We start from the raw sequence: 21,522 nt of genomic DNA, 5'->3' as shown, positions 1-21,522 counted from the left end.
TACTTTACAGCATAAAGCTTCGTTCGATTAAAAAGGCTATTTTGTGTTGTAAATTCAATTATCAGATGCACGAATCCACTCTGTAACAGTACTCTTTTGCCAAGCTTTGTAGCGAGGCCCTAAATCTAGTGCTTTAGGGAACTGGCCATCATTAACCATTCGATATAGTGTCGATCTACTTATCCCGAGTATTAAACAAACCTCCTGAATTCGTAAAAGTGATTCCGGCGGTTTTTCTGATAATTTACAGGTAGGTGGTGCGTCTAAAATCTGGGAGGACTTTATACTTTTGTCATTTTGTTGGTTTAAAAGGTTATTTGATATTTCAGTAATCGTTTTTAATGCCAGTTGCATTTCTGCAATATTGTTTTTTAGTTGTAGCTCTAAAACTTCTAGATATTGCTCTACTTGTTTATGTTGTTTCATCTGAGTCTTAAGCATGTTTTAAGAGTGATTTTGAATAGCTCACCAAAAGAAGAGGCGAGAAAGATTTTTCAAAATTTTAGCACTTAAAAATAAATTTTTTACAAAAAAATTATTTTTTCTTAAATTTAATTAAGTACTTATTTTTTAAGGGAAACGCTTTATATATATTTATCTTTAGCTTGGTTATATTGTTTTAAAGCTAACAAAAACATTGGGTTACGATCGTATCTTTCAAAATGTGTTAAAATTAATTTGTAATTAAGGGCATCAGGATGATGCCTCAAAGAGTCTTATGTTGATAAGGATATTAACGATGTTAAGTACCACTGATGTGAGTGGCGAGGCTCAAATGAGTCTTAAGTTAAATGAAATTGTCGAAGAAGCTTATGTTCCAGACAAAGATTATCAGCCTGGTGCTACTGTGCACACGGTTTCTTCAAAGGGTCAAATGCGACGAGTTAAAAGTCGCACAACTGGGCGCATTGAACATACACTGTCTTTACTTGAATATATGGTGTTCATCATTTTGGATATGGATCCTCAAGTGGTCGACATTCAATCTCAGTACCCACATGACCTAAAAACCACGTTGAAGCTAGCCCATGATTTAGGGATTAACCACTCGCCACAGTACGAGCCAGAGAAAAAGCCTCTAACAACCGATTTTGTTGTTACGCTTGACGGTCCTGAACATGAAAAGTTTGGTGTTTATGTAAAATACGTACAAGATTTAAAAGGATGGCGGACGATTGAAAAGCTTCAATTAGAACGAGCTTCGTTGGCTCGACTTGGCATTCCGTTGTATGTGGTTACGGAAGAACAAATTTGTAGGAAAACCCACCGTACTCTGGAGTGGATAATTGGCGCGAACCTAGATGATTGTGATGTTGATGAGCTTTACTCTCATGTTGCCACAATTGAGAACGTTTTTCTCAGCAACCCAGACGAACGAATTCATAATTTACTTGTTGCTCTTGATGAAGAAATAGGGGTTCAGGATGGCACCTACCTTTACAGGTTTAAGCAACTCGTGCAGCTTGGTGCTTTCTTTTTGAAATTTGACAGAGACTTCTTTGACCTAAGGGGAGCTGACATTCAAGTTGTAAATGAGGTGCTTCATGCTTGATTTTATGACGCGCAATCATGTTTACAGCTGGGACGGCCATAAGTACCGTTTATTGGATGATTTTGGTGACTTTGCCATTTTCATTAATATTGAAAAAGATGACGCTCTCCCTTTTCAGCTAACTGTACAACAAGTCGAAAATATTGATGATCAACACCAGATTATCAATGTTGAGGATCCATGGCGAGAAAGTGTAAATCGTAGCTATGAAGTAGGTCATGATTATCATGCAATACGTGATAGTAACCTTGCTCGAATCCAAGGTGTCATTGGTGGCTCTAAATATTGGATTAAAAAACAGCGGGCTGAATTAATTAAAGTACTTGTTGCAATGGGTGTCGGTGCAAAAAGTACGATTTATCGTTATCTCAGACGATATTGGCAGCGTGGACAAACCCCCAATGCACTTCTGCCTGATTATGCTAACTGTGGTGGTAAAGGTAAGAAAAAAACAAGACGGGAAAAACGCTTAGGTCGACCTAAAGAACACGGAAGTTATGATTCAACTCAGTCTACTCCTGAAATGGAATCAGTGATGGAAACTGCTATCAAGTACACAATTTTCAGCGGTAAATACACTGTTGATAAAAAGGGTAAACCCAAGAATACAAACAGAATACAAGATGCTTATTATGACTTTCTAGCGCGCTGGTGCAATGGGGATGTTCGTAAATTGGAAAATGAAAAACCTAGCTTTGATTTATTTAAAGCTTTCTATTATCACAAATTCAGCTCTGAAGCCCGAGCAAAAGCTAAATTTGGTGAAAAACATTTCAATGCTAACGTTAGAAAGCTTACTTCAGCAGTCAGTGCCAATTTAGTTGGCCCTGGATACTCTTATGAAATAGATGCGACGCCTTTCGATGCAGGATTGGCCGATGAAGAGCGATTCCCTCTGGGTAGGCCAACTCTCTATGAAGTTATTGATAGCGATACTTCTAGCTGTGTAGGCTTCTTGCTGACACTAACGCCCCCATCGTATTTCAATGCAATGAACGCTATGACTGTTGCGGTCAGGGATAAAGTTGAATTATGTCGAGAATTTGGTTTGGAAATCGAGCCAAGTGACTGGTCGATGCAGGGCTTGCCAAAAGCTTTTTTTGGGGACTTAGGTTCTGACCTTCGAAGTAAAAAAATCACTTCTGTTTCTGTCGAGCATGGAACAGCTATGATTAATAGCGGAGCCTCCCAGCCAGAAAAAAGAGGTAAAGGTGAAAGAAGTTTTGGTCGAGTTTATGCGGAAATAAGCCACCTACTTCCTGGTCTGATTTCGGAATACTTACCAAAAAAACATGGCGGTAAGTACAAGCCCGATGAATATACAATGCTGCTAAGTGAGTTGAACCGCATTATTGCGCGAACTGTCATGGTTCTCAACTCTAAAACGATGGGAGTGGGAAAAGTCGACGCAGACTATCCAACCAATCTTGATACCTCTCCAAACTCGAAATGGAAATGGGGCATAGCTCATAGGACAGGTCCGCTTCATTCTGTTGATCCAGAGTATTTCTGGTATTCATTGCTTGAAAGAGATAAAGCGAGCGTGTCTAGAGGTTATATTCTCACTTACAAACATCTTCAATTTGAGATCCCTGATACGCCAGGTCTACGAGAAAGGGTTTACAACAACAGGCAAAAAATGGAGGTTGCCATCGATCAATCAGACGCCTCTGCTATCTACCTAGTGCCAAAGAATGGAGAGACTAAGTATATTAAATGTCTTCTGTACGTTCATTATAGACGATTTGAAGGACTAACTTGGCGTGACGCAGAGTTGAGGTACAAAGAAATTCAAGACACAAATAATGACGCAATGCACCATCACACGCTGTATGCGCTTGAACAACAGTTAAAAAACAAGGAAGAAGTGCGTGCAGCTATAGAAGATAAGAAGTCAAAGTCAGCTAATCGAACAATGAATGAAGAGCTTTCTAAACTTGGTGATAAAGCTGCTCAAAGGGATGAAAGTAAAGCGATTTACGGTGCTGTAAAGCCTGAGTCAGCGAGAAACGAACGCAATCCTTCCAACAACGATTCGCAAACTTCTGTCGTGATGGCAAATACACGACTGAACGAAATTTTCATGGATGATGAGGACTAATTATGAAAAAACAGCAGACATTACCTATTGAAACGATACCACCAAAAGCTTGGCGAGCTGAAGATTTGATTTCAACTGATGACACAACCGGTAATCAATTTGTTGATGTGCTCAGGGATACATTAGATATGGGCTTATTAAAGGCTCATTTTAAAAATGATCAAGTTATTAAGGCAACAGCTGAAGACAAAGATAGCCGGCGGAAAAGTAGTGTTCAGTCGTTAATTGATAGTTTTTATGTTTCAGTGCCTGAGATTGTTGATTTGTACGATCGCTTAGACTTGACGATAAAAAGCGGGTATCAAAATAAGGCTCCTATTAGGAATAAAGGTCGAGTCTTATCTAATAACCTAATGTTAGCTATGGGCGGTAATCCCCATGTTTGGCATGACGACACAGCAGTGCAAAAGCGCCGAGATATTACCGCCATTGTAGGGCCGAAGAGCTGTGGTAAAACGGCAGCAATTGAGCGTTGTTTGTCACTCTATCCGCAAGTAGTTTGGCATGGGAAGCTTTCTCAAGTTCAAGTCGTGTATTTAAAAGTTGAGTTGAAAGGGGTTTCCAATCTATTGGAGTATTGCGCCCGGTTCCTAGAAGCCTTAGAGCTTGCTTTAGGAAGTGAAGGTGGCCCCTAGTGTATGCGCTGCATTTATGAAAATGAGGAGTCTTCTAACAACCTATAATGTGGGAACTTTGATCATTGACTCATTAGAATCGACTCAGAATTGGCCTACCGATAAACGAGAATTGTTATTTGAACACTTAGCTGGTCTTGCTGACATAATTCCTGTTGTTATGCTTTCGAGTGATGTTGATTGTTATGACATTAATGAAATAAGTTCGGAAAAGCTTACCTGGGATCCTCTTTGTGCTTTCGCAAGTGAAAACGAAGAACTATCTGATCGCTGGTCTCGATTTACAGCTAGGCTTTGGAAGTTTAACTGCTTGAAAGCGCAGGATATTGAGCTAAATAAAGAACTTAAAGAAATATGGTTTAACGCATGTAAAGGTGTTGTTGGAATAGCAGTGCGCTTTTATGCACGATGCCTGCATGAGGCTATAAATACGGGAATGGAAAGCATTTCTAAAGAGTTAATGTTGAGAGTACAGAAAAAGTACTTTAGCCAGCACCGTTCGTTTTTCTCTGACATTGCTCGTGAAAAGCGATACGATAAATCAGCTAAACCTCTGCCGCCGCCAGCTTCAAAGCCAAAGCGTCGTAAAATGCCTAAATTGGAATCCATGCAGCGAAAAGACTTTAGCCGCATATCAAAATCACAATGGAAGACTCTGCCTGAAGATGATTTGCGTTACATAGCATCTCAACAAAAAGAGGACAATTATTACTTAATGCTCAAGGAAGTTGGACTCGTATTGCCAATTGGAGATTTCACTCTTCATGATAAATTTCCCCAAACCTTATCCAGATGAGCTGTTATACAGCATTTTAGCGAGAGCGAGAGTGCAATTTTGTGAGGTCAGTCCCAAGCGATTGATTGACCTTGCAATGGATACTCGAACAGCAATATCGACAATTAACTTCCCTTCCAGACTTAATGCTCTGAGTGTAACAAACTCTTTAACCCTGCGTTCAAGCGAACAATTGACTTATAACAACACGCTATTTCCATTATATGCGCCATTCATGCCGGAAGACCGTCGAGTACAATGTTTAGAACTTTTGAAAGGTAAATCATATGGAGCGGTGCATTTACGCTCTGGGTATGCCTGCTCAAGAATTCCAAAGTTACATCACCTTCGGTGTTGTCCTAAATGTTATTCCGAGCAATTAAACACTTTGGGTGAGCCATACTGGATGCGAGTACACCAGATTAGTGGAGTTGAATACTGCCTTGTTCATAAAGCAAAGTTAGTTTCAGTGCAGCCATATCACTCAGTATCTAAGCGACATGAATATATACCCTTATCAATTATCTCGCTCGACGATATTAAAATGAACACCATATCTGAGTTTCATTGTTTTTATTGGCTTGCTAATCAAGTAATGGGTTTGCTTGAGAAAGGATCTGAAACTTCAGCAAGCTATAGCCAATGGACGGCTTTCTACCATCAACTAGTGAACGAAGCTGGTATGAGCAAGGGTAATTATGTCGACTATTTAAAGATAAAATCAGCGATATTAAAAGCTTGGCCTTTGTTTTGGCTTAGCGCCATGAATCTAGTTCCGAGTGAATCTGAATCTAGTTGGCTACACTGCATTACCAGAAAACACCGGAGGTCATTCAGCTATCTTGAGCACTTAGTTTTTATTTATGCACTTAAAGGGGAATCTGCGAATATTATTGAAATTTTAAGGTGCGTAAAGTTAATTCAATTAGGAAAAGAACTAACATATAAGGGTTGTACTCACACTGATAGGGAGTTAAAAGGCTATAAAAAAGATTGGTACAATTTGGTTAAAACCAGAGGAACTAAAATTGCTCGTACAGGTAATGGAGCTGCTATATATGCTTGGCTATACAGGCACGATAAAGGTTGGCTACTTAAAGTTAACCTTCGATATAAACAGCCTATACCATACATTAATACACGAGTTGACTGGCACAAAAGAGATGTTCAGCTGATTCGCCAATTAGTAGAAATTAGGGATTTGTATTTGTATGACCTTGAAGGCCCAAGAAGATCTCAAAAATGGTACCTGAGCCATTTGGATAAAGGCACATCAATTGAAAAGCAATTCAATAAACTTCCTTTAACCGCTGAGTTTCTTCGAAGATATTCAGAAGATGTATCTGACTATCAAATTAGGAGATTAACTTATACATTAAAAAATAGCGGCGACATGTCACTACCAAGGTGGTTAGTTCTTCGAAAATCTGGGCTGAATGATGTGCGCATAACTGAGGTTGCATCGAGGTTTTTGAGTTGCTTTTACCCGGATAGTTAAGCTAAAAAGTAATTAATACCTATTTTGTTTAGTTGCGAAGTTATCTAGTAGCGAACTTTAAGAAGTAGAAACTGGGAGCGTACACTTTAAATTGGCTGGGATCGTACTTTCTATTTAAGATCATACATTTATAGAGCATCTCAGTTTCGAACATTATTTAACGTGCACAGTTTTTATTAATGTTAAAAAAAGCGCTCAATGCGCTTTTTTTGTGCCTGAAACTCTGTTAGCTTAAGTAACTTATTATTCTCTAAGGGATTAGTTATGCGTTTATTAACCGTTATTTGTTTTTTTAGCTTTTTTGCTTTTAGTTCACAAAGTGCCTTTGCACAAGCTGGCATTAAACAGCAAAGTGCTGATGACTCTCAGTTCATGCACACTATTAAATCGGCTGTTTTAAACGAAGAACGCACAGTTGTTGTAAAGTTACCAAAGAGCTACCAAGCTCAGCCAAATAAGGTATACCCAGTTGTTTATCGCTTAGATGGAGCGGGTAATATACCGCTTGCAAGTGCTGTTATTGAGCGCTTACAAAATGATAATCGTGCGCCTGAGGTTATTATTGTCGCTATTGAAAACACTAATCGACTTAGAGATATGTATCCTACAGTGAATAAAGAGCCACAAGGGCCTGTCGGTGAAGGGGGCGGCGCGGCAAAGTTTTTAGCGTTCTTTGAACAAGAGCTCATTCCTTTAGTAAATAAGAACTATCGCACGCATGACTATAAAGTGATTGCTGGCGCATCTGCTGGTGGTGTATTTGCGCTATACGCGTTGCAGGCAAATCCCGAACTATTTCAAGCGCATATTGCGTATAGCCCTGCAGTTTGGTGGAATTATGGCGCAATGGTAAAAAGTACAAAATCGTTTATAACTAAAAACAAAGAGCTTAACAGTTACGTTTATATCAATATCGGCGAAGAAGCTGGCATAATGCGAGAAAGGTATGATGAATTACAGCAATCACTGCAATCGCATAAAGCGCGAGGGTTACGCTTTTTTAATGATGCGTTTGATGGCATCTCGCATGGCTTAACCACTGCTGCTGGCGTATTTAATGCCTACTACAACTTATTTTTACCTAAACAAATGCCTATAAGTGCTTTAACTGACGATGTAGCCTCTATTGATGGTTATTACAAAACATTATCTCAACAATGGGGCGAGCAGATATCTCCACCAGACCGTGCTGTTAGATCACTCGGTTATAACCTAACGGGCAGCAAGCAGTTTACCCGTGCTATTGAGGTGTTTAAGTACAATTTAAAAAACCACCCAAAATCAGTCGATGCGCTTTCAGCCTTATCATATGGCTATGAAATGCAGGGTGATACTCGCCAAGCGTTTGAACAGATGGAGTCGGCTTTAGCCATTGCAGATGACTCATATCCTTATTTAAATTACTTAAAAGAAACAAAAGTCAGGTTACAAGCAGAACTGAGTAAGAACTAATAATATTGCCAACTTAGTTGTTGGCTTTTTATGAAAGCCTCTTTAAGTTTGGAGTGCTCTCGGTGACAGTCAAATTAATTACAAGAGTAGGGTTTAGATTCAAAGAGTGATCTTTAACGTGATTAAAGCTTTACCAAACAAATTAGAAGAAGCAATATTACTTGCTGATGGTATTGCAGACTAAGAAGAGTTTACTGGTAAATACTCATACTGTGAGTCAGATGACTATGCGTGTAATCACTGTCGCACTATAAAGCGGTAATTAAAGCACAGATGTTGACGAACCACGCAATTTGGCAAAGTCGGCCTAAAAATTTTAAAATCAATAGGCGACAGGTTTGATGTAAAAGGCGCTTTGTGCTCCTTTTTAGTCTGCGCGATTACCTAAATCATAGGCAAAGTAGCCATAGGCAATTACGAACATCAAACCTATAAATGATATATGCATTACGCGAGCTAAAATTAGATCGATAGGTCTGGCGTGTCGCAAAATAGCTTCGTCATTAACAACCGTCGCTTTTGCGGGTTTTTGCCGCCTTATTACTTTGCCATACATGCTCACTCTTATGCCCAGCCCTTTATCCCAAAGTGGTTCATGTATCCCTTCCTCACGCATTTTTTTCTCAATATGTTTCATTGAAATACGAGTAAAGCATAAAGTTGAAATTAGATAGCTAATTATTATTGGTAAAGATATAAATAAAAAAATCTTTTCAGGCATCACATACATGATTTAAAACCAATTTATATCAGAGAAGTAAGCATATATTAAGGTACAAGTGATTTTCTGTAGCATAAAACCTTCTGCCTATAATTTCGTCATGAAATTAATAAGCGCGCTCACCTAAGTCATATGCAAAATAACCATATACAGCTAGGGTCATCATAATTACGAAAGAGTAATGCATTGTGCGAGCTAAAATTAAATCGATAGGTCTGGCGTGTCGTAAAATTGCTTCGTCATTAACAACCGTCGCCTTTGCGGGTTTTTGCCGCCTTATTACTTTGCCATACATGCTCACTCTTATGCCCAGTCCTTTATCCCAAAGTGGCTCATGTATCCCTTCCTCACGCATTTTCTTCTCTATGTGTTTCATTGAAATACGAGTGAAGCACAAAGCTGAAATAAGAAAAGCAATTATAAATGGCCCAGTTATTATCCAGTAAAAAGTTTCAGGCATAAGATACATAGCTTAAAACCAGCTTATATTAGAGCTAAGGTCATAAACTAGACCTGAGAAACCCTTTCCAACAGCATCACCAACTTTAGCTGCAGCATAACCAGCCCCCAAGCCTACACCTATAAGAATTACCCAGCCAACTGGACCCATTGCAATTGCTATTCCTACCCCTGCGGTTATAGTCGTACCGCCAACATATGCTCCTGCAGCTGTCCCTAAACCAAAACCTGTAGCTTCCCTTACTGCACTGCGCTGCCAGTCTTTACCTGCTTTGTAATCGTCATAAACGCTATCAGCTCGAAGACCTGCATCAATCGCAATGACAAACTTTCCTGCAATATTGGATCCTTGCTCTAATTTACGTAAGTGCTGTATGTTAGCTAAAGAAGTTAATTGCAAGGGAGCTGAACTTCTTGCGCTTCTTGCTGTATCTATGCCTCGCTGCGCATTAGACCAGATATTACCCCGTGCAGATGCTTTCACTTTGCCTTTGAATTTAACCATTTCTCTTTTAAATACAGTGTTTAACTCTAGATGGGCTTGCTTTGCTTTGTTACCTAGTTTGATTAATTCTAATTTAGGCTGCTTGTTCTGCGATGCTTTTCTAATTTCAATTAAGCTAGTTTGGTATTTTAGAATCGCTTTTCCAAATGTACTTAATCTCACTTGGCTTGACTCTAATGAGGTAAGTGCTGCGCCAGTGGCAGTCAAGGTATCAAGATTTCTTCCAAGAACTTGTTGACTCGTTAAACCTCTTACTTTATCAACATATGGAGATATTTCCGCATCGTATAGCGCGGCAATAGCCAAAGCATCTTCATCACCGAAGTTGTTTACTATAGTACTGACATTTCTCTTTGTATGCTCAGGCCAAGACACCGTATTATCAAGTGCACAAGCTATGTCAGGACGAGATCGCCTGAAATCACTCATATCCCCAGATTGTGGAGTTCTTAAAATGAACGGGGTTCCTTGAGGTATAAAGTTACCTATAATATGAGGGTTATCCTCTCTAAATCGCTTTAATTGCTCTAAGTTATTACTGTTAAAAGGTAAGCTTGCTCGACTTTTCGTATTGAAACATAAATCAAATTGAGACATGACATTTCCTTGCATCTAAAATTAATCCATCAGGCTGCAAAAATAACACACTTGAAATGCTGAAATCAATAATACAGCGTGTTCAGCTATTATTTGTAATGATTGATGTATGTGAAAAATAGTATTAATGCAAAGCGATATTCAGAGAATCATCGTTTAATAAAGCAAGATGCATTTTATTTAAATCACTAACCTCTACTTAATAGCTGCTAAATACGCTAAAATTACAGGCTATTTTTAGCAATGAGCCCGCACCTTTTATGACCTCAGCCGCAAATCCTAGTAATTTCAACGAACTTGGCCTTATTCCAGAGCTAATTGCTCGTTTGTCTGACCTTGAATACACGCAACCTACGCCGATTCAGGCAAAAGCAATTCCAAGTATCTTGGCGGGGAGTGACTTAATTGCGGGGGCAAATACCGGCTCAGGTAAAACAGCAACCTTTGCTTTGCCTATGCTACAAACGCTATTTTTAGCGCAAGGTGCTAAAAAAGCAGCGAGCAAAGGCAACTTTGTAACAGGGCTTATTTTGGTACCTACTCGCGAGCTGGCAGTGCAGGTAGCCGATAGTGTTAAATCGTATTCTGCTAATTTTAATGGCGCCATTAAAACGGTGGCGGTATTTGGTGGTGTGTCGGTTAATACCCAGATGCAAGCACTTCGCGGCGGTGCTGATATCATTGTTGCAACGCCAGGGCGTTTACTTGACTTAATATCAAGCAATGCTATTAAGCTTGATAAAGTTTCAACCTTAGTGCTTGATGAAGCTGATCGCATGTTAAGCCTTGGCTTTACCGAAGAGCTTGCAGAGCTGTTGGCGTTAATGCCAGCTAAAAAGCAAACCATGTTGTTTTCAGCGACGTTCCCAGAGCAAGTCACACAATTAACACAAAAGCTGTTAACCAATCCTGTTGAAATACAAGTTCAAAGCAAAGACGAAAGCACTTTAGTACAGCGTGTATTTACGGTTAATAAAGGTGAAAAAACCACGGTTTTGGCGCATTTAATTAAGCAGCATAAATGGCGCCAAGCGCTGATTTTTGTAAACGCTAAAAAAGATTGTGAGCACTTAGCCAGCAAACTTGAAAAACGCGGCGTGAACGCACAAGTATTCCATGGCGATAAAGGCCAAAGCGAGCGTACTTGGGTAATCGAAAAGTTTAAAGCTGGCGAAATAGAAGTACTTATTGCCACCGATATAGCAGCCCGTGGTTTAGATATTGCCAAACTGCCTGTTGTTATTAACTTTAACTTACCGCGCAGCCCTGCTGATTATATGCACCGTATTGGCCGAAGCGGCCGTGCTGGTGAAGTCGGTTTAGCGTTATCGTTAATTGATTATGAAGACTTCCATCACTTTAGAATTATCGAAAAGAAAAACAAACTTCGCTTAGAGCGCGAAGAGGTAGCAGGTTTTGCTGTAAACCAAGCCAACCTTGATGCGGCTGAGGCGCTAAAAAACGACAAGCCAATGGCCAAGCCAGAAGGTACAGGTAAGAAAAAGAAGAAAAAAGCCAACCAAGAAGATGATGTATGGAGCGGCTGGAGAAAAAGGTAAGCCTTAATACATATAAGTCATTAAATCCAAGTCATAAAAAACCCTGCAAATTTGCAGGGTTTTTTATTGGTATTAGCTTGTTTAGCTATGCAGCAAATTAAAACTTAGAAGGTGCTGGTGGTATCACTAAGGGTTGTTTAGGATTTTCTTTAAGCTCCTTTAATAACTCTTGTACAGCACGCTCTATTGATGGATCTTGGCCTTTATAAATAAGCTCTGGACGATCAATTACTTTAATATCTGGTGCAACACCTTCGTTTTCTATGATCCAGTTACCTTTTGTGTCTAAAATACGGAATGTAGCAGCAATTACTTGTCCGCCGTCTACAAGGCTTGGGTTACCAGAAATACCAATTAAGCCACCCCATGTACGGGTACCAATTAGCTTACCTAGACCAGCCTGGCGGAAGTAGTAAGGGATTGCGTCACCACCAGAACTTGAATAGCCATTTATTAGCATGGCTTTAGGACCATTGTGCGCAAACTGCGGTGTTTTAGTTGGCTCTACACCACGGCGTTTCCAATAGTTAAGCGGTTTACGCGCAAGCCAAGTGATCATATGCTCAGGAATAAAACCACCGCCATTGTAACGGTCATCAATAATCATGGCATCTTTGGTTGTTTGCGGCATGTAGTTTTTAAACATGGCGCGGTTACCCTCATAGGCTGTATTTGGCAGGTGCACATAGCCAATACGCCCATTTGATAGCTTATTAACGTAGGCTGCACGCGAGTTAACCCAATCTAAATAACGTAGACCTTGCTCACTGGCTACCGGTTTTACTGTTACTTGCCACGCACCTTTGCTACGCGGTTTGCTGTTTAGCACTAGCTCTACTTGCTCGCCTTGGGTGTTTTCAAGGAGTTCGTAAAAGTTAGCAACGTCTTTAACCGAGCGGCCATTTACCGCAATAATGTAATCGCCGTTATGTGCTTTTACACCAGTAGTCCCCAGCGGTGAGCGGAAATCGTTATGCCAGTTTTCACCTTTAAAGATTTGCTCTATTTTTACGTAACCAGATGGGTCGCTTGCAAGCTTAGCGCCTAATAAACCGTGATTTTTACGTTCGGCTTTTGGCATATCGCCCGATTGCACGTAAATATGACCTGAGTTAATTTCGCCGGCAATTTCGCTAAGTACGTAATCAAGGTCGCTACGGTGGCTAATAGCATCAGCCATAGGTTGGTATTTAGCTAAAATAGCATCCCAATCTTGACCGTGGTGATTTTCGTCGTAGAACCAGTCACGCAGTGTGCGCCAGCCTTCTACGTACATTTGTTGCCACTCAGCTTGCGGGTTGATTTTAAGCGTCATTTTGCTTAAATCTAGCTTGTTGGCGTCTAGGTCTTGCTTTGGTTTAGGCTCTATTAAGCTGTAACCGCCACTTGTGTGTACAAGTAGGTGTTCGCTGTTGCTCGATATAGTGTAATTGCTAACACCTTTAGCGACTGTTTCTAGCTCACTGTCGTGCTCGGTACCTATAAGTTGTAATGCGCCATTAGCAAGCGTCAGTACGCCGTCTTTTACTGCGGTTAAGCCACGGTAATCGCCCGCTGGCGCGTTAAGAGCGGTAACACGCTGCATAAAGTCGCTGCTTTGCAGTGCGTTTTTAACTTTTTTGTCGTCTTCTTTTTCGTCGTCATCGTCTTTTACAATCGTGGTTTCATCACTTTGTAAGGCAATAAGCGGTTTAACACTGTCGTTTACTGCGGCCGCATAAATACGGGTGGCGCGGTTAAACATGTAGTCAAACTCGTAACTGCTAAATGCCAGGTTAAAGTCGCGCTCAGAGCTAAAGTAAAGGTATTGGCCATCTGGCGAAAAGGTTGGGTTTTGCTCGTTACTCATTTCGTCTGTTAGGCGCGTCACCTTTTCTTTTTTAAGGTTGTAGTGCCACAGTGAGGCATAACGGTTTTCGTTATTTTTAACATACACAATGTCTTGGCTATTAGGCGACCACGTATACTGAGTAATGCCGTCTTCGTCGTAAATGCCGGTATCAATTTTGTGTTGCTTGCCCGATTTTGCATCTAACCACCAAAGTGTGTTGTTTTTATCTGCAAACAATAGCTTAGCGCTATCGGGTGACCAAATAGGCGTAAAGCGCCAAATGTTACCATTGCTAGTAAGTTGCTTAATGGCATTGTTTTTACTGCGATCTTTTAAGTAAATTTCGTACTCGCCGCTTTCATCGCTCATGTAAGCAATGTAACGCCCATTTGGTGACCAGCTTGCATCTATTTCGCGGCTTTTCTCTGTGTAAGATAAGTTGCGTGTAGGCCCTTGTTTGATTGGTACGCTAAACAGCTCACCACGGGCAGTAAATACAGCACGTTTACCATCGTGAGAGAGCGACATAGAATCAATAAAATCGCTAACATTTTTGCTATACGGCATTGCGTATTGGCGCACGCCTGCAATGTTAATGCTTAGCTTAGCGCTTTTTTGTGTTTTTGCGTCAAAGCGATATAAATAACCGCCGTTTTCATAAACAATCGCATTTGGGCCAGCTGAAGGCCAAAGTACGTCAAAGTTTTTATAGTTGGTAAGTTTTTTTGGTTCGCTGCCTTTGCGGTATTGGTAAAGGTTTAGCGTGTAATCACGGTCAGACACAAAGTAAATATCGTCACCAACCCAAGTTGGTTGCTGGTCGGTTGCACGGTTTGTAGTTAGTTGTTCTGAGGTGTTTTTTTCTAAATCATAAATCCATACATCTTGCGCACGACCACCACGAGTACGTTTCCACGTGCGAAATTCTCGATCAATTGGCGTGTAAACATATTTGCTGCCATCTGGAGATAGCATGCCGCCACCAGTTTCTGGAATCGCTAATGGCTGTTCAAGTCCGCCATCTGCAGGAACCATGTAAGGGCGGCCCATACGTTTCCCCCATGGTGTGCGGTTAGCTCTAAATACCACATTTTTACCATCGGCGGTCCAATCTAAAACGCGGTAATCAAAACCTCCACGCGGTGGCATTGGGCCAACGTCATTATAATAAGTAAGTTGCTTTAGGTTTGAACCGTCACTGTTGATCACATAAATTTGTCGGCTACCGTTATACTCGGCTGAAAATGCAATGCGCTTACCGTCAGGGGAAAACTTAGGAAATGTTTCAAAGCCAATATGGTCGGTTAAGCGTTTGCTTTCGCCTGTTTGCGTATTCGCAATATAAATATCGCCACTGTAGACAAAGGTAACGGTTTGGTTATGGATATCTGGAAAGCGGAGTAAACGAGTGTCTTTAGTCTCATAGGCCGATACACCCGGCGCGATTGCTGCAGCCAAGGCAAGAGCCAATGTTGTTAGTTTTTTCATGGAATTACATCCTATATTAATAGCTATCCCATCATAACAATAAGGTGCAAAATAGCGATGCACTTACGATAAAAGGTCTGTTACAAAATGTGAATAAAAAAGGTTGGCATTAAAATGCCAACCTTCAAGGGAGTACTCTTTTTAAAGCGTAAAATTAATGTACGTGGTCGTGCTCTTCCTCTTGTGCAATACCTAACCAAGTGATCGCGGCTGGTGGGAATGTAAGTTCTAGTTCACCTTCAATTTCTAAGTCTTCTAGGTGTACTTGCACAACGTGTTGGGCTATTGGGTCGGCTACGTAAGCAAACTGACCATTTTGCGCTACTGTCATACTAAACTTCATGCCTTCAGGCATTGTTGTTACATCTTCTTGTGTAATATCAACTTGACCTGCTAGCTCCCAGTGTATGTGATCGTCGTGCGCATGCGCCTCAAGCACATTTAAAAAGCCTAGGCTGTCTAAAACTAAAAAGTGCTCGCCATTCGCTGAGAAAGAGTAAGAAACAGCGCTTGCGCCATCGGCTAGTTGCCATTCTAGTTCTTCCATTTCAGCTTCCGCAGGGTTAATGCTTAAGAGCACTGCAGGGCCGCCGCCGTGACCAGACGCAATACCAATAAAGTTGTCACTGTCTTCATGGCCGTATATCGTACCAATGCGCAAGTCACCTACTGCAGCAATATTTGCTACTTTTTCAGCGTGGTATTCGTCATCATGCTGGTGGGCTAATAGCACACCGTCACTACAGCCGAAGGCTACGTAATCATGGTTTTGTGCTGCGCCGTGCAAATCAGGGCATGTTAACTCTAACGTTTGTTCAAGTTCGTATTCGCCATCATGAAAGTGATAAACACCTACCTGATCCGGCAAAATTTTAGCGTTTGATGTACTCTGTGCATCATCGCGGCGAAGGGTCGCTAATAAATGCTCTCCACGAGGCTCTGCTACACCATGCATATTAATGTCGTAACTAATACCAGGTAAGGTCGCTGTTGCGTTTGTTATGTCGTTATCTGTTAATACTTCAACAGACGCAGTTGTGCCTGATGCTGCATCACCATCATAAAATACCGCTAACTGACCATCGTGCTTTACCAAGTGAGTAGGGCGACTGCCGCTAGTTAGCTCATAACTGCTAAACTCAGGGCTTTGTTCGTAATCATGAAGATGTGCGCCGTGATCTTCACGCCATAAGCCACCGTCTATAAAGCCGAGGTAATCTTGAGCGCGACTAGCAATCACGGCATAACGAAAGTCAGGCGACGACGATAGCGTGTTTGAATCATTAGTAAGAGTGAATGTATCAAGAAGCTCATTGTCGTCTAAGTCGAAAAAGTTCGCTTCGTTGCTATCGCCAGCAAGTATCGCAAGCCTACCTAATGAATCAATAGTGTATTCATCACCGTGGTCGCCACCATCGCCATGATCGTGGCCGTCATCAGGTACTTCTATTGGGTCTTTTTCGACAATGTTTGTTTCTGCATCACCACAAGCGGTGATTAATGTGCTGCTTATTGCCAGTGCAATTAATTTTAATTTGAATAGTTTAGTCATGTTAATTTCCTTTATTTATAATTTTTTAGCGCTTAAAAGTAACCGCGAATACCTAGTGCAAAGCTACGACCTGGACGTGGCGCTATACTCTTTAAAAATGAACTATGCACGCGCGCTTCTGTGTCTGTTAAGTTAGTGCCTCGTAGATACACAGACACATCTTGATTTAGCACTGATAAGTCATATGAAACGCTGGCATCAAGCATGGTATAGCCGTTTGTAGCTGTTTCTTCTGGTGCTGTGCGGTCTTGCTCTTGATAGCGAGTTACGTGGAGGTGCGCACTCAGCTTATTTGTTTGGTAGCTAAACTCAGTACCAAAACGTAGCGGTGGTGTGCGTGGTAAATCGCCACCGTCTTTAAGGCTTGCACGAACGTAATCTGAGAATAAATCAACTTTAAACTCATCGGTTAACTGCCATGCAAATTGGGCTTCAAAGCCATGTAAAATTACGTCATCTGTTTTAAATAAATAAACTGGGAGTTCAGATGAGTGATCATGCTCGTCACCGTGGTCATGATTATGCTCATCACCATGGTCGTGGCCGCTTTCGGCGTATAGGCCTGTGTCGATTTGGTAATAATAATTGTCGACTTGGTTGTAGAAAGCATTAAGAATGAAACCGATATCACCTTGGGTTTTACGAAACGTTAAATCAATATTGTTTGCTGTTTCTAGGTCAAGCGCTTGCTCAGATAAACCAAAATGGCCGTCTTCATGAATATCAAATAGTGCGCCTACTTCATAAGTACCAGTTCCAATGTGAGGGCCGAATGATAATAGCTCCGACACCGAAGGAGCACGCTCAGAACGAGATACCGACAAGCCTAAGTTGTAGCTAGGTGCAAAATCCCACACGACACCTGTTGATAAACTAACTGGTGTGAATTCTTGTTCTACGTCAAATACGCGAGTATTGCCGGCATGTTCTTCATGAGCATGATCGTCATGAACACCGGTGTCATTGTGTGCGTGTGCATCTATGTTAGGTAGTAACACGTTATCAGCATCGATGGTTACCCGTTCAACTCGGCCACCTAATTGCACTAAAAAGTCACCAAAGTGTCTTTCTTCCATCAGTGCTATAGCAAAGCTTTGTGTTTGTGACGGTGGTGTGAATGCCTCAGAGCCTTGCGCTTCAACATCACTGTGTTTGTAATGAAAGCTCAAACCACCATTCCACTGCGCAAACGGGTTATGCATTAAGTCTACGCGTAACTCATTGGTTTCATTTTCAAACGTGGTACCCACTGCGCCATGTTCAATTTCAGCATGTTCGTAATCTGTAAAACCTGCGCGCAGGTTTATTTTATTAAGCCATTTATTATCGAGGTTATACTCGCCTAATAATTGCACTTTAGTTTGCTCTAAGTCGGCATATACGCTTTCCTCAGCGCTATTAACATCTTCGCCACCATGGGTGTGGCCTGGAATGCCGTATTGACGATTAAATTGCTCAACAGCTATACCTACAAAACCTTGGTCAAATAGATAGCTAGTACCTAAGGTAAAGCCGTCAGACTCTTCATTACTATTTGCAACGGTGTAATCGCCACTATGTTCTTCATGGTTATGGTCATTATGGGCAAATTCAGCGGCCACGGGTATTTCATAGTCATCGGCTTCACGCCAGAACGCATCGGCATAAAATGCAAGAGAATCAGTTCCTGTAGTAGCGTTAAACGAGGCTACTTTTTGGTTATCAACAGAGTTGTGCTCAAGGTTCCATTCGCCGCGAGTTGTGCTGTCGGTAGGCACACGATTATCAACTACATTAACCACACCACCAATGGCGCCGCTGCCATAAAATAAAGTGGCAGGACCACGTAGTACTTCGATTTGTTTTGCAGTTGACGCCTCTGATGCAACGGAGTGATCAGGGCCAACGCGAGAAACATCACTGACATCAAGGCCGTTTTGAGTAATTAGAACACGCGGCCCGCTTAAGCCACGAATGATAGGTGTACTGGCTACTTTTGCATGAAAGTTAGTATTAACCCCCGGGAGTTTTTCAAGGCTATCGCCAAGGGTTGCAGCTTGCTGCCGTCTTAATTGTTCGCCAGATAACACGCTAACGGGAGACGAGGATTCCATTGCCGACATGTGAATAGGCGTCGCTTCAATATCAATTACTTCAATGGGTGAACGTTCTAACTTAAAGGTAATTGACTGGCTTTTATCATCACTAAATGTGATATCTCGATGCAGGTGGGCATAACCAGGGGCGGTAATATGAAGTTCTTTTAAACCACTTTTTAAATCAGTTATTACGAACTTACCGCTTGCATCTGTTACTGCTGTTATATCTGAGCCTTCAACTTCTACAGTTGCGTTGGTCACCACTTTACCTTGGTTGTTTAAAACAACACCTTCGATGGTATTTGCAAGCACACTTGCAGGTAATAAAGCAGCTATCAAAACAGCTAATTGAGATTTTCGTGTCATTTGAATTCCTTTGCGAATGTTATATTGTATCAATTGTGCTTGAAATGTTATATTGTATCAATAGTTAATTAACTAAAAATCATTCAGGGCATACAATTTGGCTACATAACCTATATAAATTCAGTGCTTTAAATATTTATTGTCATTGTTTAGGTGTTGTTTGTGGGTGAGTTGTTTGTTGTGAAGCAAAAGTTAGTTGTTACATTTATTTATCTCTAGTTAATACATTTTTAGATAAAACCACAACGGAGGCATTGGCAACAAGGATGGCAAAGTTAAAACGCCAGCTCACTTGGTTAGTGTGGGTAATATGAATAAACAGCAATTTAAAGAGATGGTTGGCTTTGCGATAAAAAGATGTGAAGCCTCTGAAAAAAAATTAACGCCAAAACGTCAGCAGGTATTTGAAATTCTATTGCAAGCAAATAAACCTTTGTCTGCTTATGAGTTAACAGATCAATATAATAAGCAAATAAATACACCGATTTTGGCAATGTCCGTTTATCGGATATTAGGCTTTTTAGAGTCGGTAGGTCTGGTACATAGATTAAAGTTAGAAAATAAGTTTATACCGTGCAGTCACGTTAATGATGATAGAGAGCATCAACTATCGATGTTTTTAATTTGTAGCTCTTGTAATAAAGCAAGTGAGGTGAAAGACCTTGATAATTCGGCTAAGTATTTGTTTAAACAACTTAAAATAAGAGGGTTTGCGCCAACAACTTCGCAACTAGAAATCTCAGGTGTTTGCTTTGGGTGTCAGCAAAGTACCGCTAACACAATTAAAAAGAAGGATAAATAATGAAGCTGACTCAAACGACAGCAGATAAGTTTGCCATTGGGCTTTCGTTAATGTGCACGGTACATTGTTTTGCAACACCGATTATTTTAGCGCTGTTGCCAAGCATTGCTGTACTGCAAATAAATGGTGAACAGTTTCATTTATGGATTCTTGCTGCCGTACTGCCAACAAGCTTATTAGCTTTGAGCTTAGGCTGTAAAAAGCACAAACGTATACGTTATATGGCGTGTGGAGTTGTTGGTCTAGTCTTTTTGATAACTGCAGTATTATTAGGCCATGAAGTGGCCGAAAAAACCTTCACTTTAATTGGCTCTGCTTTTATCGCGTTAGCTCATTGGCTTAATTACCAACAGTGTTTTAAAAAGCATGACGAAAAATGTCCGTGTTCAGCAGGTGGATCTGACCAAGTAGCCTAGCAATACAAGGGCTCGATTAGGTATTGGGAATTAATCATTTCAGCTTTTAAGGTTTCTCTATATTTTTGTAGTTAAATAAGGGATATTAAAACTCTTTAATATCCCTTTTCCACTTTACCAATGCTGCAATGAATTCGGGGCCAATACCACAGCAGCCACCAATAATTGTTGCGCCAAGGTTGTGCCATTGCTTGGCAAACGCTACATACTCAGCGGGTGATAAATCGCGGTAACCTTGCGAGCCTTCATTGGCTTTATAGTCGCTGGCTATTGGTGTAAAGCCATTCGCAAAGGCCCCTAAATCAACATTTTTATTCTGCTGTTTTAGCACAGTACTTGTGTCGCGTAGCGCTTGTTCAATGACCTCGGGAATAGAGCAGTTGAAGAATATGCCCGCTATATTATGTTCGAGCAATGCTAAGGTAGCATCGGATACTAATTCACCAGAGCGTAATGTTGCTTGTTCGCTTACTTCATCACTTAAGGTAAATGCGAAATAACATGGTTTGTTTGAATTTTTAAGCACCCTTGCCATTACATGAGCTTCTTCAATACTGGAAATAGTTTCGCCAATCCAAATATCTACATATTCATCTTGTGCTTTATATAGGGTATCTAAAATAGTAAATGCGCGATCACTTTGAAAAAAATCAGCACGGTACGATCCAAATGCGGGTGGCAATGAACCCGCTACTAGCACGTTTTGTTTAGCGTTTTGAGCCGCTTCTTTTGCAATTACAGCAGCTTGCTGTGCAAGTGCTGCGCCTTGTGCTTGATATAATGCTTCACCTAAATGAAAGGGGACACACGCATAGCTATTTACCGTAATAATTTCTGCCCCTGCATTTATAAAAGCTTCATGTGCTTGAGTTACGCATTGTGGTGCTTCTATTAGAGCTTGCGCACTCCAAAGTGGCTGTGAAAACGGCGCGCCCATGCGTTTAAGTTCACGGCCCATGCCGCCATCTAATATTGTTAACCTGCTCATAATGGACTTCTAAACGTCTAAATATTTAAGGTTATTCAAACATATTTTTTGACAATTCATAATGAAACTTCATCAGGTTGAGTATGAAAAAAGTTCAACATGCTTTAAACAGGCACAAAAAAAGCGACTACCCAGTGAGGTGTCGCT

17 protein-coding genes and 1 pseudogene are annotated in these 21,522 nt (G+C 40.9%); 10 read left to right on the top strand and 8 right to left on the bottom strand.

Features of this window, described 5'->3' with window-relative positions:
• Positions 1–54: 54 nt before the first annotated feature.
• Positions 55–426 carry an AlpA family transcriptional regulator gene (locus FHG08_RS03460; protein ID WP_256729584.1) on the bottom strand — a complete coding sequence of 124 codons (372 nt, stop codon included), beginning with the start codon at positions 424–426 and terminating at the stop codon, positions 55–57.
• A 313-nt stretch (positions 427–739) separates the two neighbouring features.
• On the opposite strand from FHG08_RS03460, the gene FHG08_RS03455 reads away from it, so the two are divergent.
• The 7 genes and pseudogenes from FHG08_RS03455 (at position 740) to FHG08_RS03430 (ending at position 8,013) form a co-directional block, all read left to right on the top strand.
• Positions 740–1,552: a TnsA endonuclease N-terminal domain-containing protein gene (locus FHG08_RS03455; RefSeq protein WP_178956802.1), complete on the top strand. Its 813-nt coding sequence runs from the start codon at positions 740–742 to the stop codon at positions 1,550–1,552.
• Complete coding sequence (locus FHG08_RS03450; protein WP_178956801.1) at positions 1,545–3,653, top strand: hypothetical protein; 2,109 nt, start codon at positions 1,545–1,547, stop codon at positions 3,651–3,653. The genes FHG08_RS03455 and FHG08_RS03450 overlap by 8 nt, the downstream gene beginning before the upstream one ends.
• Positions 3,654–3,655: 2 nt before the next feature.
• The gene (locus FHG08_RS03445) at positions 3,656–4,288 is read left to right on the top strand and encodes a hypothetical protein (RefSeq protein WP_178956800.1); all 633 of its coding nucleotides are present in this window, start codon (positions 3,656–3,658) and stop codon (positions 4,286–4,288) included.
• On the top strand, positions 4,278–5,084 hold the full coding sequence (locus FHG08_RS19155) for a hypothetical protein (protein WP_178983200.1): 807 nt from the start codon (positions 4,278–4,280) through the stop codon (positions 5,082–5,084). Before FHG08_RS03445 ends, FHG08_RS19155 begins: the two co-directional genes overlap by 11 nt.
• Positions 5,053–5,466, top strand: a pseudogene (locus FHG08_RS19200) (TniQ family protein); the annotation flags it as partial. The gene FHG08_RS19155 and the pseudogene FHG08_RS19200, both read left to right, overlap by 32 nt.
• 141 nt (positions 5,467–5,607) lie before the next feature.
• On the top strand, positions 5,608–6,561 hold the full coding sequence (locus FHG08_RS18850) for a TnsD family Tn7-like transposition protein (RefSeq protein WP_256729583.1): 954 nt from the start codon (positions 5,608–5,610) through the stop codon (positions 6,559–6,561).
• Positions 6,562–6,825: 264 nt separating this feature from the next.
• Complete coding sequence (locus tag FHG08_RS03430) at positions 6,826–8,013, top strand: alpha/beta hydrolase-fold protein (RefSeq protein WP_178956797.1); 1,188 nt, start codon at positions 6,826–6,828, stop codon at positions 8,011–8,013.
• A gap of 367 nt (positions 8,014–8,380) precedes the next feature.
• On the opposite strand, the gene FHG08_RS03425 is transcribed toward FHG08_RS03430, so the two are convergent.
• The 3 genes from FHG08_RS03425 to FHG08_RS03415 all read right to left on the bottom strand — a co-directional run bounded on the left by FHG08_RS03425 (position 8,381) and on the right by FHG08_RS03415 (position 10,295).
• Positions 8,381–8,743 carry a hypothetical protein gene (locus FHG08_RS03425; RefSeq protein WP_178956796.1) on the bottom strand — a complete coding sequence of 121 codons (363 nt, stop codon included), beginning with the start codon at positions 8,741–8,743 and terminating at the stop codon, positions 8,381–8,383.
• A gap of 97 nt (positions 8,744–8,840) precedes the next feature.
• Positions 8,841–9,194: a hypothetical protein gene (locus tag FHG08_RS03420; protein ID WP_147154738.1), complete on the bottom strand. Its 354-nt coding sequence runs from the start codon at positions 9,192–9,194 to the stop codon at positions 8,841–8,843.
• Positions 9,195–9,206: 12 nt separating this feature from the next.
• Positions 9,207–10,295: a hypothetical protein gene (locus tag FHG08_RS03415; RefSeq protein ID WP_218648491.1), complete on the bottom strand. Its 1,089-nt coding sequence runs from the start codon at positions 10,293–10,295 to the stop codon at positions 9,207–9,209.
• 260 nt (positions 10,296–10,555) lie between these two features.
• On the opposite strand from FHG08_RS03415, the gene FHG08_RS03410 reads away from it, so the two are divergent.
• Positions 10,556–11,854 (top strand): DEAD/DEAH box helicase, encoded by a 1,299-nt coding sequence (locus tag FHG08_RS03410; RefSeq protein ID WP_178956794.1) that lies wholly within the window; start codon positions 10,556–10,558, stop codon positions 11,852–11,854.
• A gap of 97 nt (positions 11,855–11,951) precedes the next feature.
• Here FHG08_RS03410 and FHG08_RS03405 read toward each other — a convergent pair whose 3' ends face one another.
• The 3 genes from FHG08_RS03405 to FHG08_RS03395 all read right to left on the bottom strand — a co-directional run bounded on the left by FHG08_RS03405 (position 11,952) and on the right by FHG08_RS03395 (position 19,169).
• The gene (locus FHG08_RS03405) at positions 11,952–15,173 is read right to left on the bottom strand and encodes a S41 family peptidase (protein WP_178956793.1); all 3,222 of its coding nucleotides are present in this window, start codon (positions 15,171–15,173) and stop codon (positions 11,952–11,954) included.
• Positions 15,174–15,327: 154 nt separating this feature from the next.
• Positions 15,328–16,725, bottom strand: a complete 1,398-nt coding sequence (locus FHG08_RS03400; RefSeq protein ID WP_178956792.1) for a 5-methyltetrahydrofolate--homocysteine methyltransferase — start codon at positions 16,723–16,725, stop codon at positions 15,328–15,330.
• Positions 16,726–16,757: 32 nt separating this feature from the next.
• Entirely contained in the window at positions 16,758–19,169 is a 2,412-nt protein-coding gene (locus FHG08_RS03395; RefSeq protein WP_178956791.1) for a TonB-dependent receptor, read from the bottom strand.
• 310 nt (positions 19,170–19,479) lie between these two features.
• On the opposite strand from FHG08_RS03395, the gene FHG08_RS03390 reads away from it, so the two are divergent.
• Positions 19,480–19,971 (top strand): Fur family transcriptional regulator, encoded by a 492-nt coding sequence (locus tag FHG08_RS03390; RefSeq protein ID WP_178956790.1) that lies wholly within the window; start codon positions 19,480–19,482, stop codon positions 19,969–19,971.
• Complete coding sequence (locus tag FHG08_RS03385) at positions 19,971–20,387, top strand: MerC domain-containing protein (RefSeq protein ID WP_178956789.1); 417 nt, start codon at positions 19,971–19,973, stop codon at positions 20,385–20,387. The genes FHG08_RS03390 and FHG08_RS03385 overlap by 1 nt, the downstream gene beginning before the upstream one ends.
• Positions 20,388–20,472: 85 nt before the next feature.
• Here FHG08_RS03385 and FHG08_RS03380 read toward each other — a convergent pair whose 3' ends face one another.
• Positions 20,473–21,375, bottom strand: a complete 903-nt coding sequence (locus FHG08_RS03380; RefSeq protein ID WP_178956788.1) for a homocysteine S-methyltransferase family protein — start codon at positions 21,373–21,375, stop codon at positions 20,473–20,475.
• Between the last annotated feature and the right edge of the window lie 147 nt (positions 21,376–21,522).

This window comes from Pseudoalteromonas sp. Scap03, assembly GCF_013393115.1.
Lineage (GTDB): Bacteria > Pseudomonadota > Gammaproteobacteria > Enterobacterales > Alteromonadaceae > Pseudoalteromonas.
Note: the sequence above shows the minus strand (reverse complement) of the source record. Positions and strands in the feature narration are given on the sequence as shown.